The organism is Pseudomonas sp. S2_C03 (assembly GCF_054668405.1).
In genome coordinates this window covers 3,302,510-3,318,175 of the sequence record NZ_CP162766.1, presented here as the reverse complement: position 1 = coordinate 3,318,175, position 15,666 = coordinate 3,302,510, and the positions used below count along the sequence as shown (strand labels likewise).

Sequence of the window (15,666 nt, the reverse complement as noted above, 5' to 3'; positions counted from 1 at the left end):
TATCAATTTGGTGCTGAGTACGTGCGGGGCAGCAAATGGCGGCGACACAAGATCGGACCGCTCCTGCATGATATCTCTGCACTGTTCGAGATAAGCGGCGTGGTTCATGGAGGAGTACGCACCCGACTTGACCCAGCGCATGCTCAACGAAATGTCGCCATCGCCATCGCCATCGCCATCGCCATCACCGACGCCGGTGATCAGGGATAGATTGCGCTGAAAGCTTTCCAGGCATATGGGCGGGAATTAAGAGAAGTGAAATGAAAAAGCCCCAGCCAGCGATGGCTGGGGCTACATGACTACATCAATCTTTGATGTAGATTTTGAAAGGCTTGCCCACTGCGCGTTGGATGTGGCCGTTTTTCAGTCGGCGGCTCCAGCGGAGGATGAACGTGCCCCGTTCGTCGGTATAGGTCATGACCTATCTCCTTGAGGGGGTTGCCACTACTTACCCTGCTGGACAAACGAACTCGACGTACGTAGACTCTGCTCTTGTCTAGAGAGGCTTCGCCAGCATAAATCTTGTCTGTTTGCAAGAAGCGAGTGGAGAACTTCTTTGGTTGGCTAGCCAACCACCAGTTCTGATTGGTTACGGTGCAAACGTAATCAATCAGAACTTCAATTCCATCTGTTGATCGAATTTCGGCAGTCCTAGCAGATCAAGTATCGAATCTGCGAGATAGTCTGCTTGCCATTCTGAGTCTTCAGCCTCCGTCGGATGTTCGACCGCGAAGTGAAGCAGAGGTCGGTGTCCAAGAACTATGTGGCCTATTTCGTGAAGAAAGATTCTTATGGCTTCTGCCTTCCCTCTGCAGAAATCACCATAGAATTTTTCCGGCACATAGATCATTGCTTTTTGGGGATCTACTGTTGCTCGAGTTGCATCGATCCATTCTTCGTCCGCAATCACATCGACATGAATGCCGTACTGCTCGAATCGAGATACTAGCTGTTCCGACCTTTTACCCTTGAAGGATGTCTTCTTGATCTTCATGATCTCGCAGACGCGCTGGGCAACTTCCTTGATTTCATTCGGAGTGAGGGCGTGGACCCTGTGCCCACGCATGCAATAACTTGCCGGATCTTCAGGCGTCATCTTTCGGTTTCTCCCCGTAAATCTCTGAAAGTAGTTTTCCAAGCTTTGCCAGCTGCTCCTGGTTCAGGTCCGAATTGGCAAACCCGGCAATCAGCATTTTGTGGTGAGGCGGCAAGCCTTCAAGCGACACACTGTCGTTTGACTCGCATGCCATCGCTTTAAGGCGATCAATTTGGATACTTTTGCCCTGATCTGAAAAATAACTACCAATCTTTTCAGCCCATTCCATTGGGACCTTGCTTCTGCCTGTCTCCATGGCGCTGAGAAAAGCGGAAGAAGTTCCGAGCGCGGCCGCCATGGTGCTGAGCGTGAGGCCCAGTTGGCGGCGGTATTCGCGAACGGCGGTACCAAATTTTGTAAGCGACATGATGATCTCCCTATTGGCTAGTTTCAGCACTGATGTCAGTAAACAGCATCGATCCTTGGTCGTCAAGCATTCTACTTGAAAAGTTGAATGCTTGATCGACGGGACTTACGAAACTTTTTGCAACGTGATGAGCAGGGGCAAGGATCGTCTTGGATTAGATCAGTCTGGCGCCATGAGTACTGCGAGCGTCAGCTTGATGAACTCCTCGTTCTTGTCGATGGTGTCCATGGCGCCGCGCACGTTATCGGCAACCTCTGGGCCGCCGTGTTGCTCGACCCAGTTGGTGAGTTCCATGAGCGCGGCTTCTAAGGCGAGCTGATTTTCGTGGATCTTGTATAGCAGGGAAGGGAGTAGGTCGGAATCTGGCATGCTAAATCTCCGTGGGATGGACGGAGCTTAGCAGTGGTTATGGAGGCCGGCGAGATGCCTTGGAGGGGCGACTACTGTAGGAATATCCAACGCTAAGCTATTGATTCTTAATAGGGGAATACGCATGTTTGCGACTGCGGATTTACCCCGGATTCTCCTTTCAGATCACATACTTGCGTACGTCTCGGGGTCACCTTGACATGGTGGGGGTCGTTGGTTCGAGTCCAATCGCGCCTACCAAACAAAATCCGCTCTGCTGGGCGGTCTAGAGGGGTCACCGGAAACGGTGACCCCTTTTTGCTTTTGCGATTTGCAAAAAACTGCCCCCCTCAGTCGGATCACACCTCTTGGTTTTGTTTCCTCATCTTCAAAAGTGCATCTCTCGTCATTTGCTCATGAGCAGTGCTTGTGATTGCTGCTGGGGGAGGATTGGATTTGCGACTGTCGTCGCTTGACTTACACAAAAAAGCCCGCTCAGTGGCGGGCTTCTTTTTAGCTGTCGGCTTGGACGGGCGGATAGCCTAGTTGAATCTTGAGCTCATGCTCTATTTTTCGACATTCCCGACTGAGCACGCTTTTTTCTTCAGCTGAGCCTGTGAATTGGCGTTCTTTGCGATGGCACAGTTCAATCGCGTCGCGTGTACGGGCTTTCGAGTTTCCTTCCACGATAGCGCCATATACCAGAAATAAAACGACAGCGGCACATACGCCGCCTACTGCTCTACCAATCATTTCGCCCCCATCAACATGCCTCAATGTTATCATTTAATGGCAAACAGCTACTATTTTTTCCTGCGGAGTGTAGGAAAAATCGCATCCGGTAGTAGGCTTTATGTCGAGTGGGAACGTCAGGAGGAAATACGAGCGATGCGTCTGCACTGGGTTTGATCGCTGCTACCAGGATGGAGGCCTGAGTAAAGCCGTCCTCGGCCGGTTTATTCTCACTCGACCGCTTACTGGGGTGCCGGAAGGGCTGCTCGCTTCAGTTGCGGGCACTAGTCAATAATTGTCAACCCACCATGCTCCGCGCGTTCACTCCAAGCGATGGTGTGGCTCGTCTTGTTCCGGCGCACTTTTTTTATTCCGCAATCTCCAGTGCGTTCGAAGGTCTCCGAGACATCGTCGGGTGTTGAACATCGCCCCTGCGATGGCTTGCTTGCAGTCGCTAGTCCCAAAAATGGATCTCTTAACGTCCCCTCATTAACCCAGTTTTGAGAGAAATTACAATTTGCGACGAGGGACAAGGCATGCAGATTTGGCAGCAGGCCTGGCCAATTCGTTGAATGCAGGATGCCGGTTGATGAGCTACTACTGACAAGTCTTATCTTGGGCACACTGGCAGGAGTTTATCGATGGCTCACTGGCTTCTTGCAGCGCTTCATCTCTTGGCGTTTGGCGTGGGATTCTGGGCGGTGCTGACGCGTGGTACACACTTTCGGCGTTTGGCCGCAGGCGCTGGCGGGGCTCGCAGTGTTTTGATCGCGGACAATATCTGGGGGATTTGCGCCCTGGTTCTGTTGGTGACCGGTGGGATGCGTGCTTTCGGCGGATTTGAGAAAGGCACGGATTATTACCTGCAGCAGCCGTTGTTTCACCTCAAGATGACGCTGTTCGTGTTGATTCTGTTGCTGGAGCTCGCATCGATGATGACTTTGATCAAGTGGCGAATAGCGCTGGCCCGCGGCGCGACAATCGATACCGCACGCGCGAAGTTGTTTGCGCGGATCAGTCATGTTGAAGGTTTGATGATGTTGCTGATGGTCGTCGCTGCAACGGGTATGGCGCGTGGCGTTACGCTTGGTTAACGGTTACCCGCAAAAGCAGCGAGCAGCCTGACGCGGGGAAGAGGGCGTGGAAGCCCGCGAATCTTTAGCCAGCCATCGTCGTCGAGTACGGGCTGGCTACTGACTGCAGCAGGATTCAGGACTGCGGTTTGTCTGGGGCGGTCAAACCGGCTTGAATGCGCTGGTAAATTTCTTCGCGGTGCACCGCAACGTCTTTCGGGGCATTGATACCGATTCGGACTTGCTGGCCGCTTACGCCCAGAATGGTGATCGTAATGTCATCGCCAATGTTTATGCTTTCACCGACTTTGCGGGTGAGTATCAGCATGGTCTTCTCCTTGATTGCTTTGTTGGGCACCTGATTCGGACAGTGCAGAGGTCGGTGGTATGTATAGATTAGTGCGAAGTCTCACGGTTTGGGTGCCTCTTTCTGACGCGCAGATGCTGCATTAATTCCCAAGGCGTAACTATACAGAGGCCGCATCCATCATTCTCGTTGTTTTCAGTCCATTTTGTGGGGCTCAACAAGTATTCATGGATGATAAAATCCCCGCTTTGAGTCTTCAGAGGGAAGCGTTGTGCGCAAATTGGCCTTGGTAATCGCAGTACTGGCGTTGGCGGGATGTGGTGAGGGCAAGCGCGTCGAAGCGGCAAAGCCGCAACCTTCGGCGGTCTCGACGCCGGCAGTCGCTTCTGCACCTCAATGGGATCTTGAGGTGCGGGGTGAAATAACCCAGGCCGTCAGCGATTTGAGTGGCTGGTTGATTGAGCACAGCTTCATCGCCAATGTGGTCAAGGAAAACGGCAAGACCCGCATCCTGATGGGGCCCTATAGCTCGAAAGCCGAGGCTGAGGCCAAGCAGGACGAGGTGCGCGCGGCGCTGACTCGTGCCAAGAAACAGAATATTGAATTGCTGGTCATCGAGCGGCCGGCGGCTCAATAAAGGCGTCTTCGCTGTAGCCAGGCGGTCCTTCGATTGGGTTGAAACAACAAAGGCCCCGGATTTCCAGTCCGGGGCCTTTGTCGTTTCAATCGTGTTTAACCGCAAGCTTTCATGTCGACCGGTCCGACGAACTCATTGCCGCGCCCCATCACGCACGCCACGCTCTGGTTGCGCTGCCGCTCCCAGGCTTGCACCGGGTAGGTTTTGTTCCAGGCGTCATACAGTTGCCGATCCTGTTTGGACAGGCGTAAACCGTATTGCTTGCTCATGTAGAAATAAGTTCGAGCAATCATGCCGCGAATGGATGGGCGTGGCATGACCTTCTTCGCCTTGAAATCAATCTGAGTCAGGCACGAACCATACTGGCCCGATTGCTCCGGCAGCCAGCCGAAGCTGAAATTGCTGCGGTCTCCGTTCACCTCGCCAATACTCGGCACCAAGTTGTGCAAGTCGGCTTCGGCCCTTTGATACGTCGGGTCGTGTCGCGTGCAATTCTTGCGTCCGCCTTCCTGCCAGCATTGGCGCTGATGGCCAATCTGCCAGGCCGGGACGATGTGCTCCCACTCGATGCGCGAGGCGCGTTTGGCGTTTTTACGCGGTATGTAACCGCAGGCTGAGAGGTTCACCTTGTTGCCGGTGTACTTGCACCCGCAATAGAACTCGGTGGACTGCGGGGCATACAGCTTCCAGGCGACTTTCTTGGCTTCGTTGAAGGTGCGCGGGGCGTCGGCCTGGGCGCCCACGGTGAAAAATATCAATAGCAAAACAAACCAGCGGACACTCATTGACTCAGTCTTCCTTCGGCACAACCCAGAAAATCTGCACACCGCCATCGTCGCGATAGGCGAGGGTGACGTTATCGTTCTCGTCGATTTCCTCGAGTAACTGCTCCCAGTCATCCACGGGCTCGTCCGGCAAACGGAAGATCAGTGCGGCCCTGGCTTTCTGGGCGGTGGGGGAATTGATGATTTTCTGAACGCGAATGCCCATGCGTTGATAGGCGTCAGGAGAAGCGGAGGTGGTGTCCACGGAATTATCCTTATTAAGCTGTACGTGCATACAGTATTTAACCGTAAGCATTTTCGCAACTGCTTAAAATTCAAGAAAATCCTCTGACAGCGTTTTTTTCCGTTTGGTGTAGGAAGAAGGAATTTTTTATCCGCCAGTGTGGCTGTGAGCGTCGCTAAAGAATTCCGTACTCAGGTCGATGCCCTTCAAAGGATTTTTTTCCAGGAGTTCCCATGTCCCTTTCGATTGGCTTTCCCCATCCGAGCGCAATCACCATCGGCGGTAAATCCACAGCCACGATCGACGCCCTGAGCGAATCGACTTCAGGGGCCTCTGCCTCGGCCCTGGGTAAGGACGAGGAGGGGGATGTCACTCAAGTGCGAACCGGTGGCGGGCCACTCACCGAAAATAAAAAAGCCAATAGCGACAGCGGGAGTGACCAGAGTGTCGCCGTGAAGACGTTGCTCAAGCGCATGCGCGAGCTGCAACAGCAACTGCGAGAGCAACAGCAACAATTGGCAGCAGCGCAGGCCGCTCCTTACCCCACGCCGGAAGCGAAGCAGGCAGTCGTGATGTCGATTCAGGGACAAATCGCCGACACCAGCAGCGCACTGCTGCAAGTGACGGCCAGCCTGGTCAAGGAAATGGCAAAGGGTTCCAGTACGGGTAACATCGTCAGCACCACGGCTTAGGTTGCGTGGTGTTCAGAGCGAGTGTAGCTCTCAGGGTCGTTGACAAATGACTACAAGGTTCGCATGTAAGATGCCGGCCGCTGTTCAAGGGAATGAGCGAAGGTTCCAGCAGCACCACGGCGTGGGTTTCATAGGTCGTCGTTACGAACGCAGCTCTCAGGGTCGTTGACAAATGACAACAAGGTTCGCATAGTTCGGTCTTCGCAAACGTTTGCGGGGCTCCGTCGATCGCTTATTCCCTGGCGCTGGCGGTGAAGCTTACACCAGCGCAAGCGTTGCTCAGAATAATCATAAGATCGGAGTGAACCCATGAAGCTGCCATTCGCTGGACGTCTTCTTGCTGTCGCTATGCTGGCTGCCGCATCCGCCGCGCTGCCTGTCTCCTCGGCTTTCGCCGAATCCCCTGAAAAGCCCAAAGTCGCGCTGGTCATGAAATCCTTGGCCAATGAATTCTTCCTGACCATGGAAGATGGCGCCAAAGCCTACCAGAAAGAACACTCCGGCGATTTCGAACTGATTTCCAACGGCATCAAGGACGAAACGGACACCGCCAACCAGATCCGTATCGTCGAGCAGATGATTGTTTCCAAGGTCAATGCACTGGTGATCGCCCCGGCTGACTCCAAAGCCATGGTGCCAGTGATCAAGAAGGCCGTGGATGCCGGCATCACAGTGGTCAACATCGATAACCAGCTCGACCCTGCTGTGGTCAAAAGCAAAAATATCAGCGTTCCGTTCGTAGGCCCGGACAATCGCAAGGGTGCACGTCTGGTGGGCGAATACCTGGCCAAACAACTGAAGGCCGGTGACGAAGTCGGCATCATCGAAGGCGTGTCCACTACCACCAACGCCCAAGCCCGCACCGCAGGCTTCAAGGATGCAATGGAGGCGGCGCAAATCAAGGTCGTGTCCCTGCAATCCGGTGATTGGGAAATCAACAAAGGCAACCAGGTTGCCGCCTCCATGCTCAGCGAATACCCGAACATCAAGGCGCTGCTGGCTGGCAACGACAGCATGGCCGTCGGCGCGGTGTCCGCGGTGCGGGCGGCGGGCAAGGCCGGCAAGGTGCAAGTGGTCGGGTACGACAACATCAATGCGATCAAGCCGATGCTCAAGGACGGTCGCGTCCTCGCCACGGCGGACCAATACGCCGCCAAGCAGGCGGTGTTCGGCATCGAAACGGCGCTGAAGATCATCAAGGGTGAAAAGGTCGACAGCGGCGCCAACGGCGTCATCGAAACGCCGGTCGAGCTGGTAACCAAGTAGTCCTTCTCGCGGCACAACGGTGCTCGCCCGTCCGGGCGAGCGCATGGAGATTCTTATGTCAGTTTCCGCACCGAACGCTGTCCTCTCGGTCAGCGGTATCGGCAAGACGTATGCGCAACCTGTCCTCACCGGCATCGACCTGACGTTGATGCGTGGCGAGGTCTTGGCGCTGACCGGCGAGAACGGCGCCGGCAAAAGCACGCTGTCGAAGATCATCGGCGGGCTGGTCACGCCGACCACTGGCCAGATGCAATTTCAGGGTCAGGATTATCGTCCTGGCAGCCGTACCCAAGCGGAAGAGTTGGGCATCCGCATGGTCATGCAGGAGCTCAATCTGCTGCCGACCCTGTCCGTGGCGGAAAACCTGTTCCTCGACAATCTGCCGAGCAATGCAGGTTGGATCAGTCGCAAGCAACTGCGCAAGGCAGCGATCGAAGCCATGGCTCAGGTCGGGCTGGACGCAATCGATCCGGACACCCTGGTTGGCGAGTTGGGTATCGGTCATCAGCAAATGGTCGAGATTGCCCGCAATCTGATTGGTGATTGCCGGGTGCTGATCCTCGACGAGCCGACCGCGATGCTCACCGCTCGCGAAGTGGAAATGCTCTTCGAGCAGATCACCCGTTTGCAAGCGCGTGGCGTGTCGATCATCTACATTTCCCATCGCCTTGAAGAGCTGGCGCGGGTGGCGCAGCGCATTGCGGTGCTGCGCGACGGCAATCTGGTGTGTGTCGAGCCGATGGCCAACTACACCAGCGAACAACTGGTCACCCTGATGGTTGGGCGTGAACTGGGCGAACACATCGACATGGGGCCGCGCAAGATTGGCGCGCCAGCGTTGACGGTCACGGGCCTGAGTCGTGCCGACAAGGTGCGCGACGTGTCCTTCGAAGTGCGTGCCGGCGAGATCTTCGGCATATCCGGGCTGATCGGGGCAGGGCGCACCGAGTTACTGCGCCTGATTTTTGGTGCCGATGTCCCGGACAGCGGCACGGTTGCGCTGGGTTCGCCGGCGCGGGTCGCGACTATTCGCTCGCCAGCGGATGCCGTTGCGCACGGTATCGCCTTGATTACCGAAGACCGCAAGGGTGAAGGCTTGCTGTTGACGCAATCGATCAGCGCCAACATTGCCCTGGGCAACATGGCGGAAATTTCCAGGGCGGGGGTCGTCAACAACGCCGATGAGTTGTCCCTGGCCCAGCGCCAGGTCGACGCCATGCGCATCCGCAGTTCCAGCCCGACGCAAACGGTATCGGAGCTGTCCGGCGGCAACCAGCAGAAAGTCGTGATCGGTCGCTGGCTGGAGCGCGACTGTTCGGTGTTGCTGTTCGACGAGCCTACACGTGGCATCGACGTAGGCGCCAAATTCGACATTTATGCACTGCTCGGTGAGCTGACCCGTCAGGGCAAGGCGCTGGTGGTGGTGTCCAGCGACCTGCGCGAACTGATGTTGATCTGCGACCGCATTGGCGTGCTGTCGGCGGGGCGTCTGATCGAGACATTCGAGCGCGACAGCTGGACCCAGGATGACTTGCTTGCTGCCGCTTTTGCCGGTTACCAAAAACGTGATGCGTTGCTCAACGAAGCAGCGCCTAGGGATCTCCCATGAAAACTGCAACGCCTGGCGGTAAACGTAGCGGCAACTTCTACGGTCTGGGCACTTATCTGGGTCTGGCCGGTGCCTTGCTGGCGATGATTGTGCTGTTCTCGATCCTCAGCAGCCATTTCCTGTCGTATGACACCTTCAGCACCCTGGCCAACCAGATTCCGGACTTGATGGTGCTGGCGGTCGGCATGACGTTTGTGTTGATCATCGGCGGCATTGATCTCTCTGTCGGGTCGGTGTTGGCGCTGGCGGCATCGACTGTCAGCGTGGCCATTCTTGGCTGGGGCTGGAGCGTGCTGCCGGCGGCACTGCTGGGCATGGCGGCCGCGGCATTGGCCGGGACCATCACGGGTTCGATCACTGTGGCCTGGCGTATTCCGTCGTTCATCGTTTCCCTGGGTGTCCTGGAAATGGCGCGAGGCGTGGCGTATCAGATGACCGGTTCGCGCACCGCCTATATCGGCGACGCCTTTGCGTGGCTGTCCAATCCGATCGCGTTCGGCATTTCACCGTCATTCATTATTGCCTTGTTGATCATCTTCGTGGCGCAAGCCGTATTGACCCGCACCGTGTTCGGGCGTTACCTGATCGGTATCGGAACCAATGAGGAAGCGGTGCGTCTGGCCGGGATCAATCCCAAGCCCTACAAGATCCTCGTCTTCAGCCTGATGGGGTTGCTGGCCGGGATCGCTGCGTTGTTCCAGATTTCGCGGCTGGAGGCAGCGGACCCGAATGCCGGTTCCGGCCTGGAGCTGCAAGTGATCGCAGCGGTGGTGATCGGTGGCACCAGCCTGATGGGCGGGCGCGGCTCGGTGATCAGCACGTTTTTCGGGGTGTTGATCATTTCCGTACTGGCGGCTGGCCTGGCGCAGATTGGCGCGACCGAGCCGACCAAGCGCATCATTACCGGTGCGGTGATCGTCGTGGCGGTGGTGCTGGACACCTACCGCAGTCAACGCGCAAGTCGGCGGACCTGAGCCATGGCAACCATCAAAGATGTGGCAGCCCTTGCAGGGATTTCCTACACCACCGTTTCCCACGTGGTAAACAAGACGCGTCCGGTCAGTGAAGAAGTACGGGTCAAGGTCGAGGCGGCGATCAAAAGCCTCGACTACGTGCCCAGTGCGGTGGCCCGCTCATTGAAAGCCAAGACCACGGCCACCATCGGCCTGTTGGTGCCGAACAGCCTCAACCCGTACTTCGCCGAGCTGGCGCGCGGTATCGAGGATTACTGCGAGCGCAATGGCTATTGCGTGATCCTGTGCAACTCCGACGACAACCCGGACAAGCAGCGCAGCTACCTTCGCGTACTGCTGGAAAAACGCATAGACGGGCTGATCGTGGCCTCCGCCGGTGGGGATGCCGGTTTCGCCGAAGGGCTGGCGGGCGTGCGTACGCCGATGGTCATCGTCGACCGTGGGCTGCAAGGCGTGAGTGCCGACCTGGTGCGCATCGACCATGAATACGGCGCATATCTGGCGACCCGACACCTTTTGGAGTTGGGGCATCGGGATATCGCCATGATCGGTGGCCCGGCGGACACCAGCGTCGCGCAGATGCGTCTGGCGGGTTATTGCCGTGCCTTGCAGGAAGCGGGCGTCGAAATGGTTCACGAGCGTGTGCTGCAAAGCGACTTCACCAGCACTGGCGGTTACGGTGCTGCCGCAACCCTGCTGGAAAACAACCCGCCCACGGCGATTTTTGCCGGTAACGACATGATCGGCTTCGGTGTCCTGCGAGCCGCCGCCGAGCGCAACATTCGCGTGCCGAGCGAACTGTCGGTGATCGGCTTCGACGATATCCAGATGAGCCGCTATGTCTATCCGGCGCTGACCACCGTGGGCCAATCGATTCTGCAATTGGGCGAGATGGCGGCCGGTGTGCTGTTGCGCAGGATCGCCAAACCGGAAACGGCTATCGATCAACGGATCGTGACGCCGAGTATTGTCTTGCGTGAATCGACTGCGCCCCTGGCCGGTCTGTTCGCGCAATTGCGTTGAAACTTTGAGTAGCGATGTATGCCAGCAAAAGTAGTGGTGATAGGCAGCCTGAACATGGACCTGGTGACTCGTGCTTCGCGCCTGCCCCGGGGCGGCGAGACGCTGATCGGTGAGTCGTTTACCACGATTTCCGGTGGCAAGGGTGCCAACCAGGCAGTGGCTGCGGCACGGTTGGGTGCGCAGGTATCGATGGTCGGTTGCGTGGGGAGCGATGCCTATGGAGAGGTGCTGCGCGGGGCGTTGTTAGCCGACGGCATCGATTGTCAGGCCGTGAGCACCGTTGATGGCTCCAGCGGTGTGGCGCTGATTGTGGTCGATGACAACAGCCAGAACGCTATCGTCATCGTGGCTGGCGCCAATGGTGCGCTGACGCCGGCGTTGATCGATCAGTTCGACGCGGTGCTGCAAGCGGCGGACGTGATCATCTGTCAGCTGGAAGTGCCGGATGCCACCGTCGGGTACGCGCTCAAGCGCGGCCGGGAGCTGGGCAAAACGGTGATTCTCAATCCGGCACCGGCCAGTCGGGCGCTGCCGGCGAACTGGTATGCGGCCATTGATTACCTGATTCCCAACGAGAGCGAAGCATCGACCTTGACAGGGTTGCCGGTGGACTCACTGGCAACCGCCGAAACGGCGGCAACGCGGCTGATCGCCATGGGGGCGGGCAAGGTCATCATCACGCTCGGCGCGCAAGGCTCACTGTTTGCCGACGGCCAACGCTTCGAGCACTTTGTCGCGCCGAAGGTGAAAGCGGTGGACACCACGGCCGCAGGCGACACCTTCGTCGGTGGTTTTGCCGCTGCACTGGCCGGCGGCAAAAGTGAACGCGAGGCCATCCACTTCGGTCAGGCTGCCGCTGCACTGTCGGTCACCCGCGCGGGGGCGCAACCCTCGATTCCCGATCTGTCTGAAGTGCAGGCCACAGCATGAAAAAAACACCGCTACTCAACGTCGCCTTGTCGCGGCTGATTGCATCCCTGGGGCATGGCGACCTGGTCGTGATCGGCGATGCCGGACTGCCAGTGCCGCCGGGTGTCGAGTTGATCGACCTGGCCCTGACCCAGGGTATTCCTGATTTCGTCAGCACCTTGAGCGTCGTGCTCAGCGAAATGCAGGTCGAGCGCCATGTACTCGCCCGGGAGATCCTGGATAAGCAACCATCCGCTCTGGTTGCGCTGGACAGACTGCATGCCGAAGGTGCGCTGGGCCAGCGCGAGTTGCTCAGCCATGAGCAGTTCAAGGTCTTGAGCCGACAGGCGAGGGCGATTGTGCGCACCGGCGAATGCCAGCCGTACTGCAACATTGTTCTGGCGGCCGGGGTCACCTTTTAAGTTGCTTGATCTTTCCCCCTGCACAAGGAGTGCACCATGTACCGCAATGTCCAGAAACTGCTGCTTCGGAGCCTGCTGCTTTTGTCCCTGATATCCGCAACGAGCGCCCACGGGGCACAAAATATCGACCTGATCATCGACACCGATCCCGGTGCCGACGACGTCGTGGCCTTGCTGTTTGCCCTGGCATCACCGCAAGAGTTGAGCATCCGTGCGTTGACCACCGTCGCTGGCAATGTGCGCCTGGACAAGACCTCGCGTAATGCGCGGCTGGCTCGTGAATGGGCAGGGCGCGAGGAAGTGCCGGTGTATGCTGGCGCGCCAAAACCACTGATGCGCACTCCGATTTATGCGGACAACATTCACGGCAAGGAAGGCATGTCGGGCGTCACCGTGCATGAGCCTGAGAAGGGGCTGGCGCAGGGCAATGCCGTTGATTACCTGATCGATACCCTGAAAACGGCCAAGCCCCATAGCATCACCATCGCCATGCTGGGGCCTCAGACCAATCTGGCCCTGGCACTGATCCAGGCGCCGGAGATCGTTCAGGGCATCAGGGAGGTGGTGATCATGGGTGGCGCGCACTTCAACGGTGGCAACATTACGCCGGTGGCTGAGTTCAATCTGTTCGCTGATCCGCAGGCTGCAGAGGTCGTGCTCAAGAGCGGCGTCAAACTGACCTATCTGCCGCTGGACGTGACGCACAAGATTTTGACCAGTGAAGCGCGCCTTAAGCAGATCGCCGCACTGAACAACAATGCCAGCAGGCTGGTGAGCGATATTCTCAATGAATACATCAAGGCCGATATGGAGCACTACGGTCTGACGGGTGGGCCGGTGCATGACGCTACCGTCATCGCCTATCTGCTCAAGCCTGAGTTGTTCAGCGGTCGTTCGGTCAATGTGGTGATCGACAGCCGCGAAGGCCCGACCTTCGGCCAGACCATTGTTGACTGGTACGACGGCCTGAAGGCGCCAAAGAATGCTTTCTGGGTTGAGAACGGTGATGCCCAGGGCTTTTTTGACCTGCTGACCGAGCGTCTGGCTCGCCTGAAGTAAGCCAAAACCCGCAGGCGACGGCCTGCGGGTTTACTCCCTTTCGTTGATTTCAGCGCCCTGGTAGCCCGCCGGGTATTTCTCGAATACTTGTGCGATGAAGGATTGCGCGGCCTCGGTTCCCAGTTCCTTGACCAGCAAGTCGACACTGATGATCGCCAGTTCCTCCGGGCTGCCCGGGCTATACGAACTGTGGCCCAGCGGCCATTTGGCCTTGATGTCGGCGTCTATGTTTACGGTGGTCATGATGGCGCTCGTGAATGGGGTGAAGTCTGCATGAAGTTAATCATTTTGCCGCTTGTTTGGCACTCCGACTTAGGCATGAGGGCAGGGCTGTGCCACACTGCCTCATTGATGATTTTTCAAGGACCGTGTTGTGCAGAACGATTTGAATGACGGCCTGACCCTGGAGGCCGTGCGCCAATTGCTGGCCAGTGCCAGCGATGATGAGCATACGCAGTTGCGGGTAACCAAGGGCGGCATTGCCTACATTTCTTCGGGTGTCGTGGGCGGCACCGACATCGATGGCCTGCTGTTTCGCCTCGAGACCTGGGCCAAGGGCTCCGGATACGTGGGCCGGGTTGCAGCCAGTGATGAGGTCTGGGTCACGCAGATTTTCAACGCATTGAAAGACAACTGGCCGAAGCCACCCTTCGATTACATCGATATCTATTAAGCGCCATTCATATCCGGTCACGATTGAGAAGTGAACGACGGGATTGGCTCAGGCAAACTTGTCGATCGACCGGATCGAAAGCAAGGGGCTGGCACCTGGTGAAACCAAACGCCGGATTGGCGGTCGCACGATCTCAGCTCAATCAATTGAATAAAGGAGGCTTCATGCCTTGGAAGCTCGCGTCATTGGGTACTTTGCTGGCCGCTAGCCTGCTGGCTGGTTGCAGCAATACATCCACCGACTCGGCCGCGGACCCTGTTGCGGCGACCGACACCGGTCATAGTCGCTGCGAAGCAACGGCGGCGGAGTTCGCTATTGGCAAGAAGGCTTCGCCTGAGCTGCTGGAGCAGGCACGCGTTCGCGCAGGCGCGCAAAACGCCCGAATCCTCAAGCCCAACGATATGGTGACCCTGGAGTACCGCTCCGATCGCCTGAACCTGAGCACCGATAACAGCCTGGTCGTCAATCGCGTCAATTGCGGCTGACACCGCACCCGCTTTTTCATCACCCATAAAAAACCCCGTCACATGGACGGGGTTTTTTTAGTGCGCCTGGAAATTACTCTGGGCGAACTTGTGCAGCTTGCATACCCTTTTGGCCTTTCTCAGCCACGAAGGAAACGGTTTGGCCTTCTTTCAGGCTTTTGAAACCGTCGCTTTCGATAGCTTTGAAGTGTACGAACAGGTCGTCACCGCCACCTTGAGGAGTGATGAAGCCGAAGCCTTTTTCATCGTTGAACCATTTAACGGTGCCGGTTTGGCGATTAGACATGGTGTATCTCCAAGAAACATATATTTTCAGTAGTACTGTGTTGCTCAGGCCAACTGGGCACACCCGGGTATCATAGTCGAAATGTTCGCTTTGGGAGCCCCCCGCAGGTGCTGTTTGCCGCGTAGTCACACTTTCTTTGTTGCCTGATAAGCCTGGAAGCCCCGATTTAAAAGGCTTTCAGGCGAAAGTAAAGACGATAAAAAAAGCTGTAAAACCTACATAAATTGTTGAAAAAAACGCTATTTGCGGCCTTTTCAACGACAGTTGCGGCCTTCGCTGCCGGTTTTTCGCTTTATTTTTTGGCCTTGTTATCAGCCTTGCACGCCGAAATCTGGGTCAGCGCTTTCTGTTTCAGAGCATCACTGGCCTTATTGTCCATCAGCGCCTGAAGGTCGCTGGCCGGGTAGGACTTGATGGCATCCGCGCCACAAGCGCAGTGCGCCTTGGCGGCCGCCGCGCCGATCTGCGGGGTGGCCGCTTCGGTGCATTGGGCCATGTACTTCTCGCGTTCGCCCTTCGGCCAGTCCGCATGGGCCGTCAGCGGCAACAGGAGGACGATGGGGGCGACGACTGCGAATAAACGATTCAGACGCATGCTGAGATGCTCCTTGTGGGTCGATGTCTTTTTATCTGAGGGGTGAACAGGGTTCAAGTTCAGCACTCTGGCACAAAATGGCTGATTTGCCCCGACGTAAAACCC

21 protein-coding genes are annotated in these 15,666 nt (G+C 57.0%); 12 read left to right on the top strand and 9 right to left on the bottom strand.

All coding sequences use genetic code 11. The features are described from left to right. Positions 1–610: 610 nt before the first annotated feature. From AB4N64_RS15270 to AB4N64_RS15260, 3 genes are all read right to left on the bottom strand, one after another. A complete protein-coding gene (locus tag AB4N64_RS15270; RefSeq protein WP_460116687.1) occupies positions 611–1,096 on the bottom strand; it encodes a hypothetical protein in 486 nt (161 codons plus the stop codon). Then, complete coding sequence (locus AB4N64_RS15265) at positions 1,086–1,463, bottom strand: helix-turn-helix domain-containing protein (RefSeq protein WP_460116685.1); 378 nt, start codon at positions 1,461–1,463, stop codon at positions 1,086–1,088. Before AB4N64_RS15265 ends, AB4N64_RS15270 begins: the two co-directional genes overlap by 11 nt. Before the next feature lie 159 nt (positions 1,464–1,622). Beyond that, positions 1,623–1,832, bottom strand: a complete 210-nt coding sequence (locus AB4N64_RS15260; RefSeq protein ID WP_460116684.1) for a hypothetical protein — start codon at positions 1,830–1,832, stop codon at positions 1,623–1,625. Between the two features lie 1,352 nt (positions 1,833–3,184). Between AB4N64_RS15260 and AB4N64_RS15255 the strand changes: the two genes are divergently transcribed. Then, positions 3,185–3,637 carry a DUF2214 family protein gene (locus tag AB4N64_RS15255; RefSeq protein WP_460116682.1) on the top strand — a complete coding sequence of 151 codons (453 nt, stop codon included), beginning with the start codon at positions 3,185–3,187 and terminating at the stop codon, positions 3,635–3,637. A 115-nt stretch (positions 3,638–3,752) separates the two neighbouring features. Here the strand turns inward: AB4N64_RS15255 and csrA are convergent, their stop codons facing one another. Next, positions 3,753–3,944: a carbon storage regulator CsrA gene (csrA, locus tag AB4N64_RS15250; protein WP_008028241.1), complete on the bottom strand. Its 192-nt coding sequence runs from the start codon at positions 3,942–3,944 to the stop codon at positions 3,753–3,755. Positions 3,945–4,194: 250 nt separating this feature from the next. On the opposite strand from csrA, the gene AB4N64_RS15245 reads away from it, so the two are divergent. After that, positions 4,195–4,560 (top strand): SPOR domain-containing protein, encoded by a 366-nt coding sequence (locus AB4N64_RS15245; protein WP_460116680.1) that lies wholly within the window; start codon positions 4,195–4,197, stop codon positions 4,558–4,560. A gap of 95 nt (positions 4,561–4,655) precedes the next feature. Here AB4N64_RS15245 and AB4N64_RS15240 read toward each other — a convergent pair whose 3' ends face one another. Next, on the bottom strand, positions 4,656–5,345 hold the full coding sequence (locus AB4N64_RS15240; protein ID WP_460116678.1) for an endonuclease: 690 nt from the start codon (positions 5,343–5,345) through the stop codon (positions 4,656–4,658). Positions 5,346–5,349: 4 nt separating this feature from the next. After that, entirely contained in the window at positions 5,350–5,640 is a 291-nt protein-coding gene (locus tag AB4N64_RS15235; protein ID WP_460116677.1) for a DUF1654 domain-containing protein, read from the bottom strand. Between the two features lie 161 nt (positions 5,641–5,801). Here AB4N64_RS15235 and AB4N64_RS15230 point away from each other — a divergent pair, with 161 nt between their 5' ends. The 8 genes from AB4N64_RS15230 (at position 5,802) to AB4N64_RS15195 (ending at position 13,522) form a co-directional block, all read left to right on the top strand. Then, positions 5,802–6,260 (top strand): hypothetical protein, encoded by a 459-nt coding sequence (locus AB4N64_RS15230; protein ID WP_460116675.1) that lies wholly within the window; start codon positions 5,802–5,804, stop codon positions 6,258–6,260. A 309-nt stretch (positions 6,261–6,569) separates the two neighbouring features. Further along, complete coding sequence (locus AB4N64_RS15225; RefSeq protein ID WP_460116674.1) at positions 6,570–7,526, top strand: substrate-binding domain-containing protein; 957 nt, start codon at positions 6,570–6,572, stop codon at positions 7,524–7,526. Positions 7,527–7,581: 55 nt separating this feature from the next. Next, positions 7,582–9,135, top strand: a complete 1,554-nt coding sequence (locus AB4N64_RS15220) for a sugar ABC transporter ATP-binding protein (protein WP_460116673.1) — start codon at positions 7,582–7,584, stop codon at positions 9,133–9,135. Further along, entirely contained in the window at positions 9,132–10,109 is a 978-nt protein-coding gene (locus AB4N64_RS15215) for an ABC transporter permease (RefSeq protein WP_460116671.1), read from the top strand. The genes AB4N64_RS15220 and AB4N64_RS15215 overlap by 4 nt, the downstream gene beginning before the upstream one ends. Before the next feature lie 3 nt (positions 10,110–10,112). Then, entirely contained in the window at positions 10,113–11,132 is a 1,020-nt protein-coding gene (locus AB4N64_RS15210; protein ID WP_460116669.1) for a LacI family DNA-binding transcriptional regulator, read from the top strand. Positions 11,133–11,150: 18 nt separating this feature from the next. Further along, the gene (gene rbsK, locus AB4N64_RS15205; protein ID WP_460116667.1) at positions 11,151–12,062 is read left to right on the top strand and encodes a ribokinase; all 912 of its coding nucleotides are present in this window, start codon (positions 11,151–11,153) and stop codon (positions 12,060–12,062) included. Continuing rightward, the gene (rbsD, locus tag AB4N64_RS15200; protein ID WP_460116666.1) at positions 12,059–12,463 is read left to right on the top strand and encodes a D-ribose pyranase; all 405 of its coding nucleotides are present in this window, start codon (positions 12,059–12,061) and stop codon (positions 12,461–12,463) included. Before rbsK ends, rbsD begins: the two co-directional genes overlap by 4 nt. 36 nt (positions 12,464–12,499) lie before the next feature. Then, positions 12,500–13,522: a nucleoside hydrolase gene (locus AB4N64_RS15195; RefSeq protein WP_460116664.1), complete on the top strand. Its 1,023-nt coding sequence runs from the start codon at positions 12,500–12,502 to the stop codon at positions 13,520–13,522. 30 nt (positions 13,523–13,552) lie between these two features. Here AB4N64_RS15195 and AB4N64_RS15190 read toward each other — a convergent pair whose 3' ends face one another. Continuing rightward, positions 13,553–13,765, bottom strand: coding sequence for a hypothetical protein (locus tag AB4N64_RS15190; protein ID WP_460116663.1), 213 nt, complete (start codon positions 13,763–13,765; stop codon positions 13,553–13,555). Between the two features lie 130 nt (positions 13,766–13,895). Here AB4N64_RS15190 and AB4N64_RS15185 point away from each other — a divergent pair, with 130 nt between their 5' ends. Together AB4N64_RS15185 and AB4N64_RS15180 are read left to right on the top strand one after the other, a co-directional pair. After that, positions 13,896–14,195, top strand: a complete 300-nt coding sequence (locus AB4N64_RS15185; protein WP_460116661.1) for a hypothetical protein — start codon at positions 13,896–13,898, stop codon at positions 14,193–14,195. A gap of 164 nt (positions 14,196–14,359) precedes the next feature. After that, entirely contained in the window at positions 14,360–14,680 is a 321-nt protein-coding gene (locus tag AB4N64_RS15180; RefSeq protein WP_460116659.1) for an I78 family peptidase inhibitor, read from the top strand. 73 nt (positions 14,681–14,753) lie between these two features. On the opposite strand, the gene AB4N64_RS15175 is transcribed toward AB4N64_RS15180, so the two are convergent. Together AB4N64_RS15175 and AB4N64_RS15170 are read right to left on the bottom strand one after the other, a co-directional pair. Then, positions 14,754–14,966, bottom strand: coding sequence for a cold-shock protein (locus tag AB4N64_RS15175; RefSeq protein ID WP_003179963.1), 213 nt, complete (start codon positions 14,964–14,966; stop codon positions 14,754–14,756). Between the two features lie 292 nt (positions 14,967–15,258). After that, positions 15,259–15,561, bottom strand: coding sequence for a hypothetical protein (locus AB4N64_RS15170; protein WP_460116658.1), 303 nt, complete (start codon positions 15,559–15,561; stop codon positions 15,259–15,261). Positions 15,562–15,666: the final 105 nt, after the last annotated feature.

Coding starts and splice junctions, on each gene's coding strand:
- AB4N64_RS15215 (WP_460116671.1), top strand. CDS start 9,132: ATGAAAACTGCAACGCCTGGCGGTAAACGTAGCGGCAACTTCTACGGT.
- AB4N64_RS15255 (WP_460116682.1), top strand. CDS start 3,185: ATGGCTCACTGGCTTCTTGCAGCGCTTCATCTCTTGGCGTTTGGCGTG.
- AB4N64_RS15225 (WP_460116674.1), top strand. CDS start 6,570: ATGAAGCTGCCATTCGCTGGACGTCTTCTTGCTGTCGCTATGCTGGCT.
- rbsK (WP_460116667.1), top strand. CDS start 11,151: ATGCCAGCAAAAGTAGTGGTGATAGGCAGCCTGAACATGGACCTGGTG.
- rbsD (WP_460116666.1), top strand. CDS start 12,059: ATGAAAAAAACACCGCTACTCAACGTCGCCTTGTCGCGGCTGATTGCA.
- AB4N64_RS15190 (WP_460116663.1), bottom strand. CDS start 13,765: ATGACCACCGTAAACATAGACGCCGACATCAAGGCCAAATGGCCGCTG.
- AB4N64_RS15180 (WP_460116659.1), top strand. CDS start 14,360: ATGCCTTGGAAGCTCGCGTCATTGGGTACTTTGCTGGCCGCTAGCCTG.
- AB4N64_RS15170 (WP_460116658.1), bottom strand. CDS start 15,561: ATGCGTCTGAATCGTTTATTCGCAGTCGTCGCCCCCATCGTCCTCCTG.
- AB4N64_RS15235 (WP_460116677.1), bottom strand. CDS start 5,640: ATGCTTACGGTTAAATACTGTATGCACGTACAGCTTAATAAGGATAAT.
- AB4N64_RS15265 (WP_460116685.1), bottom strand. CDS start 1,463: ATGTCGCTTACAAAATTTGGTACCGCCGTTCGCGAATACCGCCGCCAA.
- AB4N64_RS15270 (WP_460116687.1), bottom strand. CDS start 1,096: ATGACGCCTGAAGATCCGGCAAGTTATTGCATGCGTGGGCACAGGGTC.
- csrA (WP_008028241.1), bottom strand. CDS start 3,944: ATGCTGATACTCACCCGCAAAGTCGGTGAAAGCATAAACATTGGCGAT.
- AB4N64_RS15175 (WP_003179963.1), bottom strand. CDS start 14,966: ATGTCTAATCGCCAAACCGGCACCGTTAAATGGTTCAACGATGAAAAA.
- AB4N64_RS15230 (WP_460116675.1), top strand. CDS start 5,802: ATGTCCCTTTCGATTGGCTTTCCCCATCCGAGCGCAATCACCATCGGC.
- AB4N64_RS15260 (WP_460116684.1), bottom strand. CDS start 1,832: ATGCCAGATTCCGACCTACTCCCTTCCCTGCTATACAAGATCCACGAA.
- AB4N64_RS15220 (WP_460116673.1), top strand. CDS start 7,582: ATGTCAGTTTCCGCACCGAACGCTGTCCTCTCGGTCAGCGGTATCGGC.
- AB4N64_RS15240 (WP_460116678.1), bottom strand. CDS start 5,345: ATGAGTGTCCGCTGGTTTGTTTTGCTATTGATATTTTTCACCGTGGGC.
- AB4N64_RS15210 (WP_460116669.1), top strand. CDS start 10,113: ATGGCAACCATCAAAGATGTGGCAGCCCTTGCAGGGATTTCCTACACC.
- AB4N64_RS15195 (WP_460116664.1), top strand. CDS start 12,500: ATGTACCGCAATGTCCAGAAACTGCTGCTTCGGAGCCTGCTGCTTTTG.